This window comes from Psychrobacter fjordensis, from assembly GCF_904845995.1.
In the GTDB taxonomy this organism is placed as follows: domain Bacteria; phylum Pseudomonadota; class Gammaproteobacteria; order Pseudomonadales; family Moraxellaceae; genus Psychrobacter; species Psychrobacter fjordensis.
The window spans coordinates 1372932-1392420 of sequence record NZ_CAJGYP010000001.1 but is presented as its reverse complement, the minus strand read 5'-3'; the positions used below and the strand labels follow the sequence as shown (position 1 = coordinate 1392420).

Here is a 19489-nt window from a genome sequence, read left to right as displayed (position 1 = left end):
ACAAAACTCATGTATTCACTTACTTATTTGCCATCATATCAGTTGTAGTTTTTCGTAAAATAACGCTATAGAGTTTAAGAGTTACTAAACAATAGAAAATATTACCATTGCGGTCCAATATACATATTGAACTTGGCAACTTTGCACGCATATCAACAGTTATAAGTTATTTAGACACAAGATAGTTAATGAATACATCGAGCACTATTTGCTGTGAATGCTATTAAGGATACAACAACGACAATGACTCAATCTGTTATCAAAAATCAAACGCATCCTACCAAACGCGTCGGTATTCTAGGTGGTGGTACGGCCGGAGCAACTATTGCTATTCGCCTTGCAGCGTTAGGACTTGAGACGTATTTATTTGAAAAAAACAAATCACTGATTGATGGCCCGCCGATGTGTCATCTACATGCAGGGGGCAATCTATATCGCGAGATACCTGACGAGGATTGTGTCGCCCTACTAAAACAATGCATCGATATTTTGCGTCTTTATCCTTACACCATCGACGTACGTCCAACCGTATTTGCCGTGCCGACAAGAGATGGTGGCCTGCCCGAAGACTTACTCCCACGCCTCGATATATTGACCGATGCCTATCGGGAGCTTATCGCTCAGGATGACAATAATAAAGTACTGGGTGAGCCAGAAGACTACTATCAGCTCTATAGCCATGAGCAATTGATTGAGCTGTCCGAGCGTGAGCAAGTTGCTGTACCAACGACCGTTGACGAATGGATGATACCAGTCGCTAAATATCTGGATCTGAACAAAGTCAAATTTCCATTAATCGTCGTACAAGAGTACGGCTGGAATATATTTCGCTTAGCGGCCTCTGCACAATTGGCACTAGCAGATTATGACCATGCCCATGTCTTTACCGATACTCAAGTACAGCAAGTCATGCCTGTCGACTGCGAAAACTGCTCAAACGCGGATCATCATGTCACCAAATGGCGTATCGACTATCAACAAGCGGCTGGTTACGAATCAAATCTCGAATCAGCCCTTGAATCAAGGCCTCAAACTGAGTCTATCGAAGTGGATTACTTGATCAATGCTTGTGGCTTTCGTACTGGTGTAATCGACGATATGGTCGGTGTCAAAGTGACTCGCATGGTCGAGTTTAAATCCTCTTATATTACGCATTGGGACAATGCTGGTGGACAGATACCAGAGATTATCGTCTATGGTAATCGAGGTACACCAGAAGGCATGGCACAGCTGACCCCTTATCCAGGTGGCTACTTTCAAATACATGGCATGAGTAAATTCATTACTTTGTTTGACGACGGATTGGTCGCTTCTAGCAAAGACAGCGCCCAACCCAAATTGCCACCACAATATGTGCACTATATCGAAGATGGCTGGGACAAGGCACCGCTACAAGCACGCAGTCAGCAATCGATTGATTATGTGGCTGAGTTTGTACCGACATTTCATAGCGCGCGTACAGTTGGTAATGCGCTATATGGTGGTCAGCAAATACCCGGGCAAGATGACACCTTGCGAGTCGCTGATGTGAGCCTGTATTCCAATATACGTTATGCGCGTGCTGAAAACGTCAAAGCGTCATCGACTCTAATCGCTGCTGATCAAATCGTTGACGAGCTGACCAAACTTGGCTTGGTTAATTCTGATACGCCTGCGAATCGAAACCGTGATGCTCATGAGTGGTCTTATTTAGTACATAACGATAGTATGACTATTGATAGAGTCGCTCGTAGTTTGGCTGAAGAACGTGGCTTTCCCATAGCGATGGCGGGCGTGAACCATAGTATTCCTAAGAAGGACTTAGATACGGTATAGTCAATCTCATATACATATAAATGAGATATGGTATCAGGCTTATCTTAAGCTTTATCATTGGCTATTTAAAAATTGAGTAAAAAAAGAGAGAGTGGCATATTATTAGCCACTCTCTCTTTTTTTATGCATCTACGCTTGATTGCTTTGTGCTATTTATAACTTGAATCGATTACAAGCTAAATACCGCATAGGCTCGAACTTAATTACCAGCCATTTTTTCTGTATCGACAGCACTATCGATGGTTACTACGGTTTTTAATAGGTCAATGGCTTCATCAATGGTATTGCACACCACCAAACGCTCAAGATCTTCTTGCTTCATAAAACCTTGGTCAGTAGTATATTTTAAATGTTCAATCATACGATCATAAAAACCATTGATATTGAGGATGATCATCGGCTTTTCATGCTGATATAGCTGACGCCAAGTAGCAATCTCCATGATTTCTTCTAATGTACCAAGACCACCAGGCAGTGTGATAAATGCATCCGCATACTCTGCCATCACTGTTTTTCGGGTGTGCATGGTATCGGTCAAGTGTAGACAAGTTAGCTGTTCATGAGCAATCTCATGTTTGAGCATAAAGGTTGGAATCACTCCAATCGCTTGTGCACCGCCCTTGATCACTTCATCTGCAACGGCACCCATCAGCCCGATACTAGCGCCACCGTAGACCAAACCCATACCGTTATCTGCTAACGCACGACCCAGCTCGCGTGCTGCTTGCTCGTAAACTTCTTTATTACCGAGACGCGAACCGCAATACACTGCCACTAATGGCATCGTCAATGCTGATTTATTCACTGCTTGCTCAATGTTAGTGATGTCTTGGCTAGTGATAACTTCATACGTATCGTTGTTAATCTTCATTTGCATATAGCTTCCTTAATGTTACATCGATTGTTTTTATTGAATGTCTATTGATTAAAAATTTAGTTATTAAAAAGTGTATGTATACTGGGGCATACCCTCAAGTCAAAAATAGATTTGTATGAAAACCTTGATAGATAATAGCATTTAAAATAAAAAAAATAGAACTTGGAAGTCATCTTCGAGTGCCTTCCTCACTAAGATTTATTTTAACATAAGCAACCCTGTCAGATATCAGCAACGATTTATCACTACGCAATGACTACATGCCCGAGACGGTTAGCTCTTATTTACTCATCAAACGCACTTATAAAAACGATAAAACATCCTAAGGCCAAACCATGGAAAATAGCCCTATCAATAATCAAATAAATACTGACTCTCAAATAGAGGTTTACTCTCTGAGCATCATGACAGACCGTAATAAGGCATTAGTAGCGACCGTTTATCGCCCTGCAGAAACAATAAAAACAGCGATTATGATAGCGCCAGCCACTGGTATCAAACGCCAGTTTTACCATAGCTTTGCGACCTACTTAGCAGAGCATGGCTTTGGGGTACTGACGTTTGAGAATGAAGGCATTGGCGAATCGCTTTCTTCTGAGTTATCTAAATGTGATGCGTCTCTGATTAGCTGGGGTCGCCATGACATGCCAGCCGTCCTTGATGCTTTACAAGATGAGTTTTCTGACGCGACTTATCATCTGATTGGTCATAGCGCAGGCGGTCAGCTCATTGGTTTGATGCCAAATTATAAGGCTATCAAATCCGTATTCAACGTTGCCTGCTCATCAGGACGTATCAAAAACATGAATATGCCATATAAGCTCAAAGCAATGGGCTTTATGGATGCCTTTATCCCACTCACTAACTTGACGCTAGGCTACACACCATCGGACAAGATTGGCATGGGTGAGCCATTACCGCGCGGTGTGGCTCGACAGTGGCGTGATTGGTGTAATGGTGCAGGCTATATCAAGACCGCTTTTGGCAAGAGCATACACACGCATTTCTATGATGAACTGAGCATGCCAGCGCTTTGGTTGGGCTTTAGCGATGACGAGATTGCCAATAGCAAAAACATGGATGATATGATTCGCGTATTTACAAAAATGCCAGTAGAAAAGCGCTTTTTAGAACCCAAAGATTTCGGGCTAAATCATATCGGTCACATGCGTTATTTTAGTAGCAAAACCAATGCCAAAGCGCCAGAGCTTTGGCAGATGGCAGTTGATTGGCTGAGTAAGCAGCATTAAGAGGGATATTTACGTTAAGAAGGATATTTACTTTTCTGAGCTTTCGCTCTCTTCTGCTTTGATACGCTTGGTTAATGCGGAATAAAGCGACGGCTGCATGTTATGAATATTGCCTATCATCCATTTCACATAGCTGATAGGTACCTCTTTAATGGGCTTGCCCTTATGCTTGCCAAACGGCATTTTACTCACAGGGGTCGCTTTATTAGAAATAGCATACGCCGCTGCAAAATCCGTCGGAGCAATCTCTAGACGTTCGCAGCAAGCCTGATACAGCAAATAACACATGCGTGCATCACCTAGTGCATCATGAGCAGCCACCGTCATTCTACTTGCTTCAGACTTCCCCAATAACTGCTCGATACACTTGGACTGACCATAAGCACTCCATTCTGGAAAGGCTGCCCTCGCCAGCCGCACCGTACATATCAGCTTGGCAGAGGGGCTACCAATCACTCGCCAATCAAAACGTACGTTGTGACCAATCAAATACTCAGGCAGTTCAAATTGGTCTAATTCAAAACGCTCAAGTCCAGCCACATCCTCATCAGTAATACCATGTACCTTGATGACAACTGGTGATATGGCGCGACCACTGTTAAAGTATTTCATCCACTCAAACCCTGTCGCCACATTAATAGTCGCAACTTGAATAGGTCGTGGATCACGGCCTTGATCTGTTTCGGTGTCGATAATCAGTGCAGTGTCGAAATCAGTCATAGAATATGGATCATCAATAGTGGCTGAAATAGCCTAACAGAAGCGTTATAGTGAATAAAAACATGCTTGCTACATTTATAGTTATTGGGATAAAAACCAAATATAACAAGCTCATACAGAAAGTAAAGGATAGAACTTCTACAATATAGTATTCAATAATATAGAAAATTTAAGAGAGACCTATGCTACCTGTCGATGAACATCAGCGAGCCAAACCCACATTTTTACGCCGTGTACTAAGCGTACTCATTAGAGCTGCTGTGTTGGTGATGCTATTGTTTATATTAGACAAACTACTGCCAAGTATCAGCCAACAAACACAGTCATTCGTTGTATCAAAATGGCAACAGTTGAGTCTATTGCAGCAAGCACTGCCCACAGAAGACAGCCTACCCTCGCCGTTACCAGAGCAGAATCTAACGGATACTTGGGGTGCTGCGCGTAGTCAAGGCCGCTCGCATGAAGGTATTGATATTTTTGCAGCGCGAGGCACACCGATACAGTCGACAACGCAAGGTATCGTCCGCAAAGTAGGTGAAAATAATTTGGGTGGTCGCGTGGTGGTCATCGTTGGACCTGGCGGCGCAGGACACTACTATGCGCATTTAGAAGATTATGCCGATATTGCTCCCAACAACTGGGTGAATGCTGGTGATATCATTGGTTACGTTGGTGATAGTGGCAATGCAAAAGGGACACCGCCCCATGTCCATTATGGGATATACATCAATGGTAGCGCTGTGAACCCGTATCCATTTTTGCAAAAGAATTAGGGCATATTATCCGTCTATAAATTAGTAATATTTTCGGTCTTAACTCGGAGGAGCAGATCGAACATAAGCTGCTGGGAATACCATGCTAAAGGTGGAGCCGACCCCTTCTACCGAGTCAATTTGTAATTTTGCCTCATGTTGATATAGGACATGTTTTACAATCGCGAGGCCCAAACCTGTACCACCTGTGGCACGACTACGGCCTTTATCAATACGATAAAAACGCTCCGTCAAACGCTCAATATGCTGCGGTGCAATGCCAATGCCATTGTCCTCAACAGCGAACTTGCAGCCTTCTGATGTCTTGGTCCAGCTGATGGATATATCGCCACCTTTTGGGGTATATTTAATAGCATTTATCACCAAATTCGACAATGCACTATTTAGGTACATCTCTGAACCTTGTAGCCCGTCATAAGTATCTATCTGCAAATGAATGGTATGACCATACGATTGATTGTAAGCTTGCGCATCATCATAGACATGAGTCAACAGCTTGGTCATATCAATATAAGTCAGCTCATGAGCTTCTTCGATTTCAATGCGAGATAACAGGAGCAAGTCATTTACAATTCTATTCATGCGAGCTGTTTGCTGAGTCATCAACTCAAAACCACGACGCCAATGCGGCGGCATATCTGGCTGATGTGAGAAGTTTTCTAAATACCCCATCATTACGGTCAATGGCGTCCGCAATTCATGCGAGACATTCCCGACAAAATCGCGGCGCATTTCTTCTAAATTATGCAATCGTGTCACGTCATAAATAATGAGCAGCTTTTCATCACCAAACGGTGTAATTTCACACTTTAGATAGCGCTTAGCATCTCGCCATGATTCTATATGAACACCATCGTTAGGTATCGTCGTAGACTGATAATATTGACGGAATTCAGGGGCACTGATGAAGTCAAAAATACTTTGACCTTTATCCGTTACTTGCAATAGCAGCAAATCCTCTGCCGCTTGATTCCACCACTCCAAACCATCATCATCATTGATTAAAATCACCGCATCTTTTAATGCTTGTACGGCGCTGCTGATTTTTTTAAGTTGATCCGTTGCATGCTTCTGAGAGGTTGGCTTTAACGTGCCCTGCTGGTTATTGTCTATTGGCATAGTATTGCTCATTTATTATCCTTACCACTATTCGCTATATTGGGCCACGATTGCCAAGGCACTTTTAGGGTCAACTAACTGGGTTCAATAAAGCTAGAAAACCGATAGCCTGTACCACGAACCGTCTGTATCAACTTATCACAGTCATGTGGGCGCAGTAATGTACGCAGACGTTTGATATGTACATCAATGGTTCTATCTTCAATATAGACGTTGCCACCCCATACTTGATCTAGCAGTTGGGTCCGCGTATAAGCACGCTCTGGGTGACTCATAAAGAATGCTAATAATCGATACTCAGTGGGGCCAACCTCGATGACTTTGCCTGTGGCTGTCACACGCTGGCTCTTTGTATCTAGGCTTAGATTGCCTATTTCGATAGGCTTATCACTACTGAGCGCACTACTACGGCGCAACACTGCTTTGATTCTTGATATCAATTCACGTGTCGAAAAGGGCTTGGTCATATAGTCATCAGCACCCGCATCAAGGCCGTGAACCTTACTATCTTCTTCACCTTTGGCCGTCAGCATAATGACGGGGATTTCGGACAATATCTCATCATTTTTGAGCATACGGCAAAAATCAACACCGCTTTTATCTCCGGGCAGCATCCAATCTAATAAAATAAGCGCAGGCCTATGATCGACGACTTGCTGATGCGCCTCTGACACATCGGCTGCCTGTAAGCTATCAAATCCAGCCATTTCTAGTGTCATTACGATCATCTCACGAATCGCAGGTTCATCTTCAACAATCAAAATTTGCTCATTATACATACGGTATTCTCAGCGTTAGATGACAAAACTCAACTTATAAAAAAGGCGATAGGTGCTCGCTATATTTTATCTATTAAACGGATTAATTATGACAGCTTAATGACATTTGTTTGAAATGCCTTATCCTTAATATTGAATCCGATTGTTTACTTTACCTCTAATAAGAAATTCAGCGGCCCATCATTAATACTTGAGACCTGCATATCAGCGCCAAACTGACCAGTGGCCACATTGGCATGCTGGGTTTTGGCATAAGCAACCAATTGTGCGAACAATGCCTGTGCCATATCGGGTGCCATTGCACCACCGAAGTCAGGGCGACGGCCTTTATCGGTTTTTGCCATCAAAGTGAACTGTGATACCAATAGTAATCCGCCGGCTACTTGCTGGACGTTTTTATCTAATTTACCATATTTGGCAGGATCATCATCATTTTCAAAGATGCGATAAGTCAAGATTTTATCGACCATTCTCTGCGCGCTTTGTAGCGTATCATCGTGACCCAAACCAATATATGCCAACACACCTTGCTCAATAGTACCGACACACTGTTCATCAATGGTGACACTCGCACCCTTCACTCGTTGTATAAGCGCTTTCATTTACTGACTCCTTACAGATTATGCTCATACAATAACATGCTGTCCATGATAAAATGCAGCCATTCACTTGCCCATTAATTATTACATTGAACTTTACTTTGGTAACCTCATTATGAATTTATTCACCACCTTGCAACAGCTTGTCCCGCAGCAGCAGCTAAGTAAAGTTGCAGGCCGTCTAGCCGCAAGTCGCCACCCTTACGTCAAACGCGCATTTATCCGTAGCTTTGCTAAAGCTTATCATGTCAGTTTGGACGAGTATGAGCGCCAGAGCTTTAATGCCTATGAAAGTTTCAATGATTTTTTTACTCGTGAACTAAAAGACGATGCTCGCCCTATCGATACGACTGCTGACGGTATTGTCAGCCCTGCGGATGGTGTTATCTCGCAGTTGGGTCAGATCGAAGACCATAAATTGCTCCAAGCCAAAGGTCGCTACTACGATGTCGGGCAGCTACTTGCTGATAGCGAAGACGGCCATTATTTTGCTGATGGTAGCTTTGCAACCGTTTATCTAGCACCTAGTAATTATCACCGCGTCCATATGCCGTTCGATGGTACTTTAACCAAGACGCGTTACGTACCGGGTACGCTGTTTTCGGTCAATAATACGACTGCCGATAACGTGCCTGACTTATTTGCACGTAATGAGCGTTTGGTTTGTATGTTTGATACTAAGTATGGCAAAGCAGCCGTAGTGATGGTCGGAGCGATGATTGTCGCTGGTATCGAAACGGTAGCGACAGGTAAAATCTCACGTACGGATGATATCCAAGAAGCCGACCATGACATGAGCTTTGAGAAAGGCGATGAGCTGGGCCGTTTTTACTTAGGCTCAACTGCCATTGTCGTGCTACCAAAAGCTGCCAAAGCTGCTTGGCAAGACAGTATGAAAGCCAATAGTGTTGTACAAATGGGACAGTTATTGGGCATTACCGATACCAAATAAATGTACTACCGACTCACAAAATAAGAGCCGCGAAAAATAAAAGCCCCGTTAAGCGTAAATCATAACGCTTAACGGGGCTTTTTATTGATTACTTTTTACTAATTATTAAAAGTAACGACTCATCGCGAAAGCACTTCAATATTGAAAGATATTCAAAGTACCTTAATATCGAAAGTGCTTATGGATAGGATAAGCAAATAGGATATCTTCCTCTTGCGTACCACTGCCGATATTATGAATAATCAACGGTGTGCCATCCGCGGCTACTTTGTCCGAGACAATGCCTATATGCGGCAAGTTACTTTTTGGCAAACGCCATGACACGATATCTCCCGCTTGAAAGCTGTCTTTATCCGCAATTGATAATGTCTGGCCTTGACGCTCAAAGAATGCTTCCAGATTGGGCACACGACGATGGTCAATATTTTTGTCCGTCGATTTCAGTCCCCAATTTTTTGGATAGCTTGACCAGTTGGACTTCATGTCATGATTGACCAATTGCTGTAGATCAATGTTTTGCAGACGATACGCTCTGATGATGACATCAGTGCAAACGCCGCTTTCTATCGGCACATCACCACGCGGAAACTCTAATTTACGATAAGCGGGATCATAACTGGTGGTAACCCCAATTTGCTTTTTGGCATCGTGCGCCAATTTATTACCACTACTGATGGAGGTCGCGGCTTGAGCCATTTGTGCCAAGCCTAATACACTGACCAAGACCAGCGATGTACATAATGTTCTATAAGTTACAGATAATCTCATTTAACAATCTCTTTTTGGTTGAACCAATCACCAATACTGTAGCACGTGCAAATGATAGCTAAGTTGCAAAATGTTTAAACAATCATCCTGTCCCTTTACAAATCAATCAACCACCCTTGCTGAGTCGCGTATTTGATATTTTCTGATAGCCAGTCATGAATGCTAGGAAAGCTGTCTTTGATAAATGCATGTGCACCGCTCACTTGCGAGCGAGTGACACCCAGCTCAATCCATGTTTTTCCTTCGGTATTTAGATTGAGTAAAAAAGGCAGTAAACGATCAATCACTTTTAGCAGTTGAGTTTCTTTACTATCGCCCGTCTCTTGCGCTTCCCAAACTTCACTTAAATTCGCAATACCATTACCACGTTCAGCTTGTAACCGAGCAATACCTTCACGCTCTTCTACGTGTGCAGTACTACGAGTACTGGCATACAAAAACGTATCGCCCGCATCAATCTCACCCAAATCATGTACCAATGCTAACTTCAATAACTTTTCATGATTGACATCTAACTCAAACTGCTCAGCGATGGACCAACATGCCATGGCCAAATGCCAAGAGTGCTCAGCAGAGTTTTCTAAGCGCGTGGTACCCGTCACATAGCTGCGGCGATTGACTCGTTTTAACGCATCCAACTCTAGTAAAAAATGGGTGACGTCATTTATATCGATGTCTGCAGTGTGCGTTGAATCGGCTAATAAGATAGATTTGGTGGATACTGCTGGATTAACTACTGACATACTTTTCTCTAATTTTTCTATGGATTGATTTCGCTTTATCTTGCTTATATTAAGGTTTATCAAAAATAAAAATAGCGCTGATTCTATCAAGCGCTATTTTTATAAAAACTATTCAAATATATCTAACTTATAAGTGTAGGCATGATACTAACGGCTTAACTATACGTCATGCCAAAAGCTATTTAATCAAATTGCTAATCGTCTTAAAGGCAGGGTCTTCGCTGCTACGGCACAGTTCAAACAGAATGGTTTCGACTGTGGTAATCACACCACCTGCCCGGCGAATACGGCGAATGGCTTGCTTTTTATCATAAGGAAAGCGTGACCCAACCGCATCCCCAATAATGACGGGTTGCATACCGTTATCAAGTAAATCCAGTGCGGTTTGTAGTACACAGACATGCGCCTCTACCCCAAACAATAAAACAATGCTGCGATTCTGCTGTGCTAGATAGTGCCATGAGTCATTATTGTCGCAAGCGCTAAACGTGACTTTCTCAAAGCTTTTGGCATTAGTGCCTTCTAATATTTCACGTATCTCCGGCAATGTATCGCCTAGACCTTTTTTATACTGCTCATTGAGCATAATAGGAACATTCAGCGCTTGGAGACCTTTGATAAGCGTCACGGTTTTTTTGACGATATTCTCGTGGTCATAAATATGCGGGGTAAGACGCTCTTGCACATCAATAATCATGGCTTGCGTGTTTTCGCGAGCGATTCGATAAGTACGATCGGTAATCATAGTAGACATAGCACACTCCTTGTACAACTGACGTTTATAATTCAAATCCGTTTTAGTTTTATCATTGTTGAACCAACTCTTATTTAGTCACAGTTTTATGAATGCGTCAATGGAGATAAACTTAAATAATCGCTATAAAAAAACCTTAGCTCTAAAAGCTAAGGTTTTTTTATAGCGATTAAGACCATAAATGTGAAAGTTTATCGCTATTTTGCTTTTGTGTGTCTAATTTGGTGCAGTTGGCATCAAGTAGAACTTACTCTTTTGGTGTGTTTCCAGAGTCTTTGCTACCTTCAGCCCATTTCCCTAAGTTATGTGCTTGGCAGCTGTATTTCGCCATTCGCGATGCAGTACTTTCACTATTACCATTATCCAATGCTTGCTGATAATTTTTCATATAAATACTGTCCGTTGGCTGACAGTTACTGCTTGTGGTAGCACATCCAGCTACTACAAGTATACCCAAAGATAATAACCCCATTCCCAATAAATTTTTCATATTCACTCTAAAAAGTTATAATAATATGATTAAAAACTAATTAATCGATTTTGATCTCAATAAAAAAAACTCTGCACGAGTGCAGAGCTTTTATTAGAATCAATTCAATAAATCAACAATTACACACGCTCAATGATAGTAGCAATACCTTGGCCAAGACCGATACACATCGTCGCTAGACCGATTTCAGTATCTGACTGCTCCATTGCGTTTAGCAAGGTAACCGTGATGCGAGCACCTGAACATCCTAGTGGATGACCTAATGCAATCGCGCCACCATTGATGTTGACGATGTCTTGCTTGTCCGTCAAGTTCAATGCTTTAAGTACTGATAATCCTTGAGCAGCAAATGCTTCGTTTAGCTCGATGGTTTGCATATCATCGATGCTCATGCCAGCACGCTTAAGTGCTTTTTGAGTCGCAGGTACAGGACCATAACCCATAATAGCAGCATCACAACCAGCCACTGCCATACTACGGATACGAGCACGTGGTTTTAGACCTAGCTCTTTGGCTTTTTGTGCGCTCATCACTAGCATTGCAGACGCACCGTCAGACAATGCAGATGACGTTGCAGCCGTTACTGTACCACCTTTAGGATCAAACGCTGGACGTAGCTTTTGCATTTGCTCCATGGTCGCATCTGGACAAATCACTTCATCAACAGTACATAGTTGCAGGCGACCCGCAGCATCATGACCTTCGATGCCGATGATTTCATTATCAAAACGACCTTCGGTAGTCGCAGCCCATGCACGGCGATGTGACTCAAGACCAAACGCGTCTTGCTCTTCGCGAGTGATACCATTCATACGGCCCAGCATCTCAGCGGTCAAGCCCATCATGTTTGAGGCTTTTGCATAATGCTTAGAAGCAGCAGGGTTTAGATCAACACCATGCATCATGCCGACGTGACCCATATGCTCAACACCACCGATGATGAATACATCACCTTGATTGGTCATGATTTGAGCAGCGGCGGTATGAAGCGCCTGCATAGAAGAACCACATAGACGGTTGACTGTTTGGCCACCAGCAGTTTTTGGAATACCAGCTAGCAGACCGATGTTACGACCGATGTTTAGGCCTTGCTCTAGCGTTTGGTTGACACAACCCCAGATGATGTCTTCAACGTCACGTGGGTCAAAGTCATTACGCTCAACCAATGCACGTACCAATTCAGCAGACATGCTATCAGCGCGAACGTGGCGGAACATACCGTTTTTCGTTTTACCCATCGCTGAGCGTACGCCATCTACGATGACCACGTCTTTTGGACTTAAAATTGTCATACTATCTTCCTTTTCAATTTTTATTGTCAGTGTAGTCAGCTCAATTTACTACTATTAACTCGTCAATCTCGCTTAAAGTACAATAGGTACATTTGCGCTCGATTTCCTTGTACTAGCATTAAGTTGAACCAACTATAATCGTACGTTCACTATTGGAGACGATTCATGTCTCTATTGCTTTTATGCAAAGATAGCAAACGTACGGCACTTCATCCTAGTAGTGACTGCCTATTACGCTGTTGCGTAAAAGGTCTCGCCCGCTGCTGCCATGTCGCGAATCTTTTGCGGGGCTTCATAAGCTTTGCCTAGATATGCGTATTTTTCACACAGTGCCAAGTAGTTCTCTAGACCCATTTGGTCGACATAGCGGCAAGGGCCACCGCGGAATGGCGGGAAACCTACGCCCATAATCATGGCCATGTCTGCCTCGCTTGGCGTGCTCACGATGTTATCTTCTAAGCAACGTACTGTTTCATTACAGAATGCAATCATGGTGCGATCAATGATGGCTTGATCGTCAAATTCTTGCTTTTCGCTATCAGTCGTGGTTTTTAGCAGCTCATAAGTGGCTTCGTCAGCGACTTTCTTTGGCTTGCCGCGTTTGTCCATTTCATACTTATAAAAACCAACACCGTTTTTCTGACCTAGGCGTTTGTTTTCATATAAAAGCTCAATAGCCCCTTTATAATCAGGCTTCATGCGATCAGGGAAACCTTCTGCCATGACTTCTGCGCCATGAACACCAGTGTCTAAACCGACGACATCGATTAGATATGCAGGACCCATAGGCCAGCCGAATTTTTCCATAACTTTATCGACATGAGCAAAGTCAGCACCTTGCTTAAGTAGCAAGTCAAACGCGCCAAAGTATGGGAACAGAACACGGTTAACCAAGAAACCTGGGCAGTCATTCACCACTACTGGCACTTTACCCATTTTAGACGCTAGTGCAACGGTAGTCGCAACGGCCTCTTCAGATGATTTTTCACCGCGGATAACTTCGACCAATGGCATACGGTGTACTGGGTTGAAAAAATGCATACCGACGAAGTTTTCTGGACGCTCAAGCGCTTCAGCCAAGAAAGTAATAGAGATGGTTGAGGTGTTTGACGCTAGGATACAATCGTCTTTTACTAGACCTTCTACTTCTTTTAGTACCGCACGCTTCACGTTTGGATTTTCGACTACCGCTTCGATAACGATGTCAGTTTCAGCAAAATCGCCGTAGTTAAGCGTTGGACGGATACGGCTTAACGTTTCACCCATTTTTGCTGGGGTCATTTTGCCGCGATCGACCATTTTACCAAGTAACTTACTGGCTTCGCCCATACCAAGGTCTAATTGCTCAGACTTGATGTCTTTCATGATGATTGGCAAGCCTTTGCTGGCTGCTTGATAGGCAATACCGCCACCCATGATACCAGCGCCTAGTACGGCTGCTTCATTGATTTCATGTGCTTTTTTGCTGTGCTGTTTTGCTAACTTTTTAACCAATTGATCGTTTAAGAACAGACCAACCAAGCTCTCTGCTTGTGGCGTTTTAGCCGCTTTTGCAAAACCAGCCGCTTCGACTTCGATTGCTTTGTCACGTGGTAAATTCACGTGTTTTTCAATGGCTTCGATCGCTAGCGCTGGTGCTGGGTATTGCTTAGGATTGGCTTTGGCAAAGATCATACCTTTGGCACTGTTGAATGCCATGGCTTGCTCAAGCTGATTTAGCCTAACAGGAACCAGTTTTTCTTCACGTTTTGCTTTCCAATCAAGCTCGCCTGAGATACATTTTTTGACCAAGTCAATCGCTGCATCTTGCAAGTCATCAGCTGGAACGGTCGCATCAACCAAGCCTAGCTTTAGTGCTGCTAGTGCTTTTTTAGGAGCGCCAGTAGCGATAAGCTCAAGTGCATTGTCGATACCAATGATACGTGTACTACGAACCGTACCACCAAAACCTGGGAAGATACCCAATTGAGTTTCTGGTAGACCGATAATCGCTTTGTCGCTCATGACACGGTATTCACAAACCAAGGTCATCTCACAACCGCCGCCCATTGCAGCACCATTAATAGCAGCCACTTTAGGGAATGGCAGGTCTTCAAAACGATTGAAAGCGTCATTGACATGAACGACCCACTCTTTGATCTCACTTTCCGACTTCTTAAAAGAACCAACGAATTCTGTGATGTCAGCACCAGCGATAAACACGCCTTTGGCTGAAGTAACGATAAGACCTTTTACGTCGTCCGCTTTTTCTAGCGCACTAACTGCTTCACCAAACTGCTTGTTGGTCTCAGCATCAAATTTATTCACGCTCTCATTTTCAGCGTTGTACTGCATATTGGCGATGCCATCCTCTAGCATTGTCACCGTGATGCGATTTCCTTGGTATACCATGTGGAACTCCTTTCTATTGTAATAAAAACGATGTAATAAAATTTATGACTTATAAAGCTACTTTTTAGACTGTAAAAAATAGCCGGTTATTGTTAGTAAAGTAAGTAATAGCACTGATTGGTCTGTACTCTCATCATGACAAACAAAAATAACGTCATCATGACAAAAAGCATGGCAGATTAACCAGTGAAGATGTCTTTATTATCTAGCGCTTATCATTATGTATTTATGGCTATATTGTTTCTTTAACACAAATAAATACGGCGCTTCATTTATATAATTTCTTTCAAGGTGCTACTGCTGCAAGTATTGATGTTATAAATACTGACTGAGATTTGGCTTTATATGAGTTATCCACTTAGTTTAGATACAGGTATAAAACCCATGTTTTCATCATCAGACTATCTCTACGCCAATTAGTGTAGGGGATTATGACCCTCACTGTCACAAGCTAATACCATACTCGCAAGTCACTCTTAAATCACCTGTAAGCATTTACCTTATGCGCAAAGTGCTTTAGTGAATGATTGTATACTCAAATCAAGCGTGGCACTGTCAGGCTTTGAGTAAATATTGTCTTGCAGCGCATAAATAATAGCAGCAACCATCAAACATACGCCTTTATCACAACACATTCAATCCATCAGTGAAATCAATGATACGTAACGAGAGATTGTTAGAATATTATGGTCGCGAAAACAGTCGCGAAAAACAATCGATTGATACTTTGTCACACACAAGCCATACGCTCTATCATGCTACACTAATGTCGTTTTTATCTTATCCCTAATAATTTTTACTGCATTCCTATAAACTGTATCCCTATAAATGGTTGGACTATGACTGTTTCTTCTACGCTAAACCCTACTCCTTTTGGCTTTATATCGTTTGATAATAACGAACAATTTCATAGCACGGTGCGCGCGCAATTGGCGCAAGATATCGACGTGCTGTTTGCTTATGCCAAGCTCCCTAGCCCACTAGTCGATGCCTGCCGTTATGTCATGACGGGACAAGGTAAACTGGTGCGTCCACTGTTGGTCGCCAGTGCTTTCGCTAACGTGAATGATAATAATAAGAATATTAATAATAAGAATATTAATAATAAGAATATTAATAATAAGTTTGATAAAGACACGGCAGTCAGCGATGACTTAGCATCACTATTAGAAAATGACTCAGATTATGATATGGCGCGCCGTGCAGCGTTGGCAGTGGAGCTACTGCATACCTATTCGTTGGTACATGATGATTTGCCCTGTATGGACGATGATGAGCTGCGCCGTGGTCAGCCGACGGCTCATATCGTCTTTGACGAAGCGACAGCCCTGCTAGCAGGGGATGTGCTACAAACACTCGCTTTTGAAGTATTGACCGCGGAGCTGCCTACTTTTGCGCCTTATGACTCAAATATTGCAAGCCAGCTCATGGCTATATTTGCGCCGCGTGCCAGACGTATGGTCTCCGGTCAGATGCTGGATCTCAATGCCGAAGCCAGTGACAGCATCACACAAACCGATTTGGAAGCCATCCACCGTGACAAAACGGGCGCATTGATTGAAGCGGCTATGCTCATGGGCGGTATCTGTGCTGGTGCAACCGCTCCTCAGCGCATGGCACTACAAGAATGTGCCCAACACATCGGTCTGGCCTTTCAAGTTCAAGACGATATTTTAGATGTGACGACTAGCACCGATACGCTGGGCAAACCTGCCGGCAGCGATGAAAAACTGGACAAGTCTACCTATGTGAAATTCATGGGTGTGGATCAAGCGACTGACTATGCACAGTCGCTATTCAATGACGGACGTGCTGCCATTATTCGCGAAATGAGTAGTAGCACCGACAACATTGACACAGACAACGACGCGCTATTGGCATTGATTGAATGGCTCTGGTCGCGTAAGAAATAGTTTAGTGAATAACCGAAGACAAAAGATATCGTAGCAAACCTTATTACCCAAACGGCAGTGAGTGGTCAACATGGACAGTTCCCCTACCCCGCGTATTTATCTTGGCACTGGTGGCTATAGCGATACCGACTTGCTCGGTACGCTGTATCCTACTGGCACCAAAAAGACAGATTTCTTACGTGAGTATGCCAAGCAATACGGTGCTGTAGAGATTAATAGCAGCTTTTACGCACCTATTGGGCAAAAAGCCTTTGCAGGGATGCTCGATAAAGCCTACGTGCAAACGGACAGTCAGTTAAAGTTCGCCGTCAAACTGCACCAAGACTTTACCCACGCTCGCAAAGGCACTGCCGAGCATGCACAAGCATTTCTAAACGCCTTATCTCCACTTATCGAAGCAAATGCTTTAGCGCCATTATTACTCCAGTTTCCGCATGGCTTTGATCGTACTCGCGAGCATCGACTCTATTTAGCAAACCTCGTTAGTTGGTTTCAAGATTATCCCTTAACCATTGAGTTTCGCCATAACGCTTGGCACACGCCGCAAGTGGTCGATAGCTTTCGGCAGCAAGGTCTCATTTGGTGTAGCGTTGATTACCCAAAGGTTAGCGGATTGCCACCGTCACGGTTGATATTTACCGAACGCACTGGCTATCTGCGTATGCACGGCAATAATCTAAACTGGTGGGATGCGATGAGCGCAGCTGACCGTCATGACTATCGTTATAGCGAGGCTGAGATGCGAGACTGGGCGCAAGCGATTGCCAATCAGCGTCAGCACTTTGATACGTTATATATCTTCTTTCAAAACACTACTAAAGCACATGCGTATTATAATATTGCGATGTTACGTGAGGCTTTATCCGCTCACCATTTTGAAATTTTTTAAACCAAAAACTGTCTAATTTGATAGTCAGTCATTACTCACACTCAAATAAGAAAGCAAATAAAAAACCATATAAGTAGATAACCATGGATTCACTTAGTCAGATTGTTTTAGGCGCTAGTGTACAAGGTGCGATACTGGGTAAATACCAAGGACGCAAAGCCTATCTATATGGGGCAATGCTAGGCACATTGCCCGATTTGGATGTCTTAATAAATTATCCTGATCCCATCAGCAATATGACTTATCACCGTGGTTTTAGTCATTCATTGATTGTCCTGACGGCAGTCGGCATCGTAGGCGCTTTGCTGATTAGCCGCTATCATGCATGGCGCAACATGCCACTGCCTTACTCTACGACGCGCTTGGCAACGGCCATGACACTGGCGCTCACGACCCATCCAATTTTAGACAGCTTCACGGTCTATGGCACTCAATTGTTGTGGCCGCTACAAGAGTCTTTATCGCTGACGCCTTTTAGCATTGCCTCGATGTTCATCATCGATCCGCTATATACGTTGCCACTGCTCATCGCCATGATCGTAGGGCTAACACAAGGACGCAAGCTTGGTGTTTTCAAAACTGGCGTATTAGCCCACTGTCAACGGCTTGCCATTTGGACGCTGGTTATCAGTAGTGGGTATTTGATGATGTCGTTAGGGCTAAAATATTACGCGCAAGACAAAGCTGAGCAAACGTTAGCGGCTGCCAAAATAAACAATATAGCCCGTATCAAAACCATGCCTGTGCTACCGACTATCCTGATGTGGCGTACGGTCGCTGAAGACGATCAAAATAGATTGATTGAAATACGCGGTAGCGTTTTAGACAGTCGCTTACCTGAGTATCGCTATCTGACGCAGTATGACAACTCGCAGACGCTACGCGCAAACTTACCAACAGCGAGCCAGCCCTATGCACATAGGCTAGACTGGTTCTCTGGTGATTGGACAGGCTACCGAACTCAAACGATGCTTGATAATTCTGTTGAACCGAACAAACAAGACGTCCAGCTGGTCGTTGATGATCTACGTATGATGGCAGGCGACACGGCGTTCTTTAGTTTTGTATTGGCCAATAAGATGCATCAAGCGTCACCATGGCAATCGATTACGCCTATAGACGCACCCATTATCAAAGTTGGTGGTGAAGCTGAAGTATCGCGTATTGAATTAGTGAAACAGGGGTTTGTGAGAGTATTTGACGAGTCGGTTGTGGATAAAGATGGTGGCTGGATTTTAGTTGATGAGGATTAGTGATGACTAAGAATAAAACACATGCTTATTACATACGATCCCTAGAAAGGCATTAGGAAAATTTAGATTTGAGGTTCTGTAGAACAGAGTATAATTTTCTGTAGAGTATGAA

At 43.4% G+C, this 19489-nt stretch carries 18 protein-coding genes; 7 read left to right on the top strand and 11 right to left on the bottom strand.

Annotated features, from left to right (window positions below):
- Positions 1-243: 243 nt before the first annotated feature.
- Positions 244-1815, top strand: a complete 1572-nt coding sequence (locus JMW61_RS05855) for an FAD-dependent oxidoreductase (RefSeq protein ID WP_201549922.1) — start codon at positions 244-246, stop codon at positions 1813-1815.
- A 199-nt stretch (positions 1816-2014) separates the two neighbouring features.
- Here the strand turns inward: JMW61_RS05855 and JMW61_RS05850 are convergent, their stop codons facing one another.
- Positions 2015-2692 carry an LOG family protein gene (locus JMW61_RS05850; RefSeq protein WP_201549921.1) on the bottom strand — a complete coding sequence of 226 codons (678 nt, stop codon included), beginning with the start codon at positions 2690-2692 and terminating at the stop codon, positions 2015-2017.
- A gap of 335 nt (positions 2693-3027) precedes the next feature.
- Between JMW61_RS05850 and JMW61_RS05845 the strand changes: the two genes are divergently transcribed.
- Positions 3028-3942 carry an alpha/beta hydrolase family protein gene (locus JMW61_RS05845; protein ID WP_201549920.1) on the top strand — a complete coding sequence of 305 codons (915 nt, stop codon included), beginning with the start codon at positions 3028-3030 and terminating at the stop codon, positions 3940-3942.
- 27 nt (positions 3943-3969) lie between these two features.
- Here JMW61_RS05845 and JMW61_RS05840 read toward each other — a convergent pair whose 3' ends face one another.
- Positions 3970-4662 carry a putative quorum-sensing-regulated virulence factor gene (locus JMW61_RS05840; RefSeq protein ID WP_201549919.1) on the bottom strand — a complete coding sequence of 231 codons (693 nt, stop codon included), beginning with the start codon at positions 4660-4662 and terminating at the stop codon, positions 3970-3972.
- Positions 4663-4844: 182 nt separating this feature from the next.
- Between JMW61_RS05840 and JMW61_RS05835 the strand changes: the two genes are divergently transcribed.
- The gene (locus JMW61_RS05835) at positions 4845-5435 is read left to right on the top strand and encodes a M23 family metallopeptidase (protein ID WP_201549918.1); all 591 of its coding nucleotides are present in this window, start codon (positions 4845-4847) and stop codon (positions 5433-5435) included.
- Positions 5436-5474: 39 nt separating this feature from the next.
- On the opposite strand, the gene phoR is transcribed toward JMW61_RS05835, so the two are convergent.
- The 3 genes from phoR to dtd form a co-directional block, all read right to left on the bottom strand.
- Positions 5475-6566, bottom strand: a complete 1092-nt coding sequence (phoR, locus tag JMW61_RS05830; protein WP_227687367.1) for a phosphate regulon sensor histidine kinase PhoR — start codon at positions 6564-6566, stop codon at positions 5475-5477.
- Positions 6567-6628: 62 nt separating this feature from the next.
- A complete protein-coding gene (phoB, locus tag JMW61_RS05825; RefSeq protein WP_197102499.1) occupies positions 6629-7333 on the bottom strand; it encodes a phosphate regulon transcriptional regulator PhoB in 705 nt (234 codons plus the stop codon).
- Positions 7334-7479: 146 nt separating this feature from the next.
- On the bottom strand, positions 7480-7935 hold the full coding sequence (gene dtd, locus JMW61_RS05820; RefSeq protein ID WP_201549917.1) for a D-aminoacyl-tRNA deacylase: 456 nt from the start codon (positions 7933-7935) through the stop codon (positions 7480-7482).
- Positions 7936-8047: 112 nt separating this feature from the next.
- Here dtd and asd point away from each other — a divergent pair, with 112 nt between their 5' ends.
- Positions 8048-8884 carry an archaetidylserine decarboxylase gene (asd, locus tag JMW61_RS05815; protein ID WP_201549916.1) on the top strand — a complete coding sequence of 279 codons (837 nt, stop codon included), beginning with the start codon at positions 8048-8050 and terminating at the stop codon, positions 8882-8884.
- A 162-nt stretch (positions 8885-9046) separates the two neighbouring features.
- Here asd and JMW61_RS05810 read toward each other — a convergent pair whose 3' ends face one another.
- From JMW61_RS05810 to fadB, 6 genes are all read right to left on the bottom strand, one after another.
- Positions 9047-9580, bottom strand: coding sequence for a DUF1287 domain-containing protein (locus JMW61_RS05810; RefSeq protein ID WP_227687416.1), 534 nt, complete (start codon positions 9578-9580; stop codon positions 9047-9049).
- A gap of 167 nt (positions 9581-9747) precedes the next feature.
- Positions 9748-10395 carry an HD domain-containing protein gene (locus JMW61_RS05805; protein WP_201549914.1) on the bottom strand — a complete coding sequence of 216 codons (648 nt, stop codon included), beginning with the start codon at positions 10393-10395 and terminating at the stop codon, positions 9748-9750.
- Positions 10396-10573: 178 nt separating this feature from the next.
- On the bottom strand, positions 10574-11149 hold the full coding sequence (locus JMW61_RS05800; RefSeq protein ID WP_110924173.1) for an isochorismatase family protein: 576 nt from the start codon (positions 11147-11149) through the stop codon (positions 10574-10576).
- Positions 11150-11396: 247 nt separating this feature from the next.
- Positions 11397-11639, bottom strand: a complete 243-nt coding sequence (locus JMW61_RS05795) for a hypothetical protein (protein ID WP_110924172.1) — start codon at positions 11637-11639, stop codon at positions 11397-11399.
- 119 nt (positions 11640-11758) lie between these two features.
- Positions 11759-12931 carry an acetyl-CoA C-acyltransferase FadA gene (gene fadA / locus JMW61_RS05790; RefSeq protein ID WP_201549913.1) on the bottom strand — a complete coding sequence of 391 codons (1173 nt, stop codon included), beginning with the start codon at positions 12929-12931 and terminating at the stop codon, positions 11759-11761.
- Between the two features lie 231 nt (positions 12932-13162).
- The gene (fadB, locus tag JMW61_RS05785) at positions 13163-15322 is read right to left on the bottom strand and encodes a fatty acid oxidation complex subunit alpha FadB (protein ID WP_201549912.1); all 2160 of its coding nucleotides are present in this window, start codon (positions 15320-15322) and stop codon (positions 13163-13165) included.
- Between the two features lie 839 nt (positions 15323-16161).
- Between fadB and JMW61_RS05780 the strand changes: the two genes are divergently transcribed.
- From JMW61_RS05780 to JMW61_RS05770, 3 genes are all read left to right on the top strand, one after another.
- Positions 16162-17235 carry a polyprenyl synthetase family protein gene (locus JMW61_RS05780; protein ID WP_201549911.1) on the top strand — a complete coding sequence of 358 codons (1074 nt, stop codon included), beginning with the start codon at positions 16162-16164 and terminating at the stop codon, positions 17233-17235.
- 70 nt (positions 17236-17305) lie between these two features.
- Positions 17306-18124, top strand: coding sequence for a DUF72 domain-containing protein (locus JMW61_RS05775; protein ID WP_201549910.1), 819 nt, complete (start codon positions 17306-17308; stop codon positions 18122-18124).
- An 83-nt stretch (positions 18125-18207) separates the two neighbouring features.
- Positions 18208-19377 carry a metal-dependent hydrolase gene (locus JMW61_RS05770; protein ID WP_201549909.1) on the top strand — a complete coding sequence of 390 codons (1170 nt, stop codon included), beginning with the start codon at positions 18208-18210 and terminating at the stop codon, positions 19375-19377.
- Positions 19378-19489: the final 112 nt, after the last annotated feature.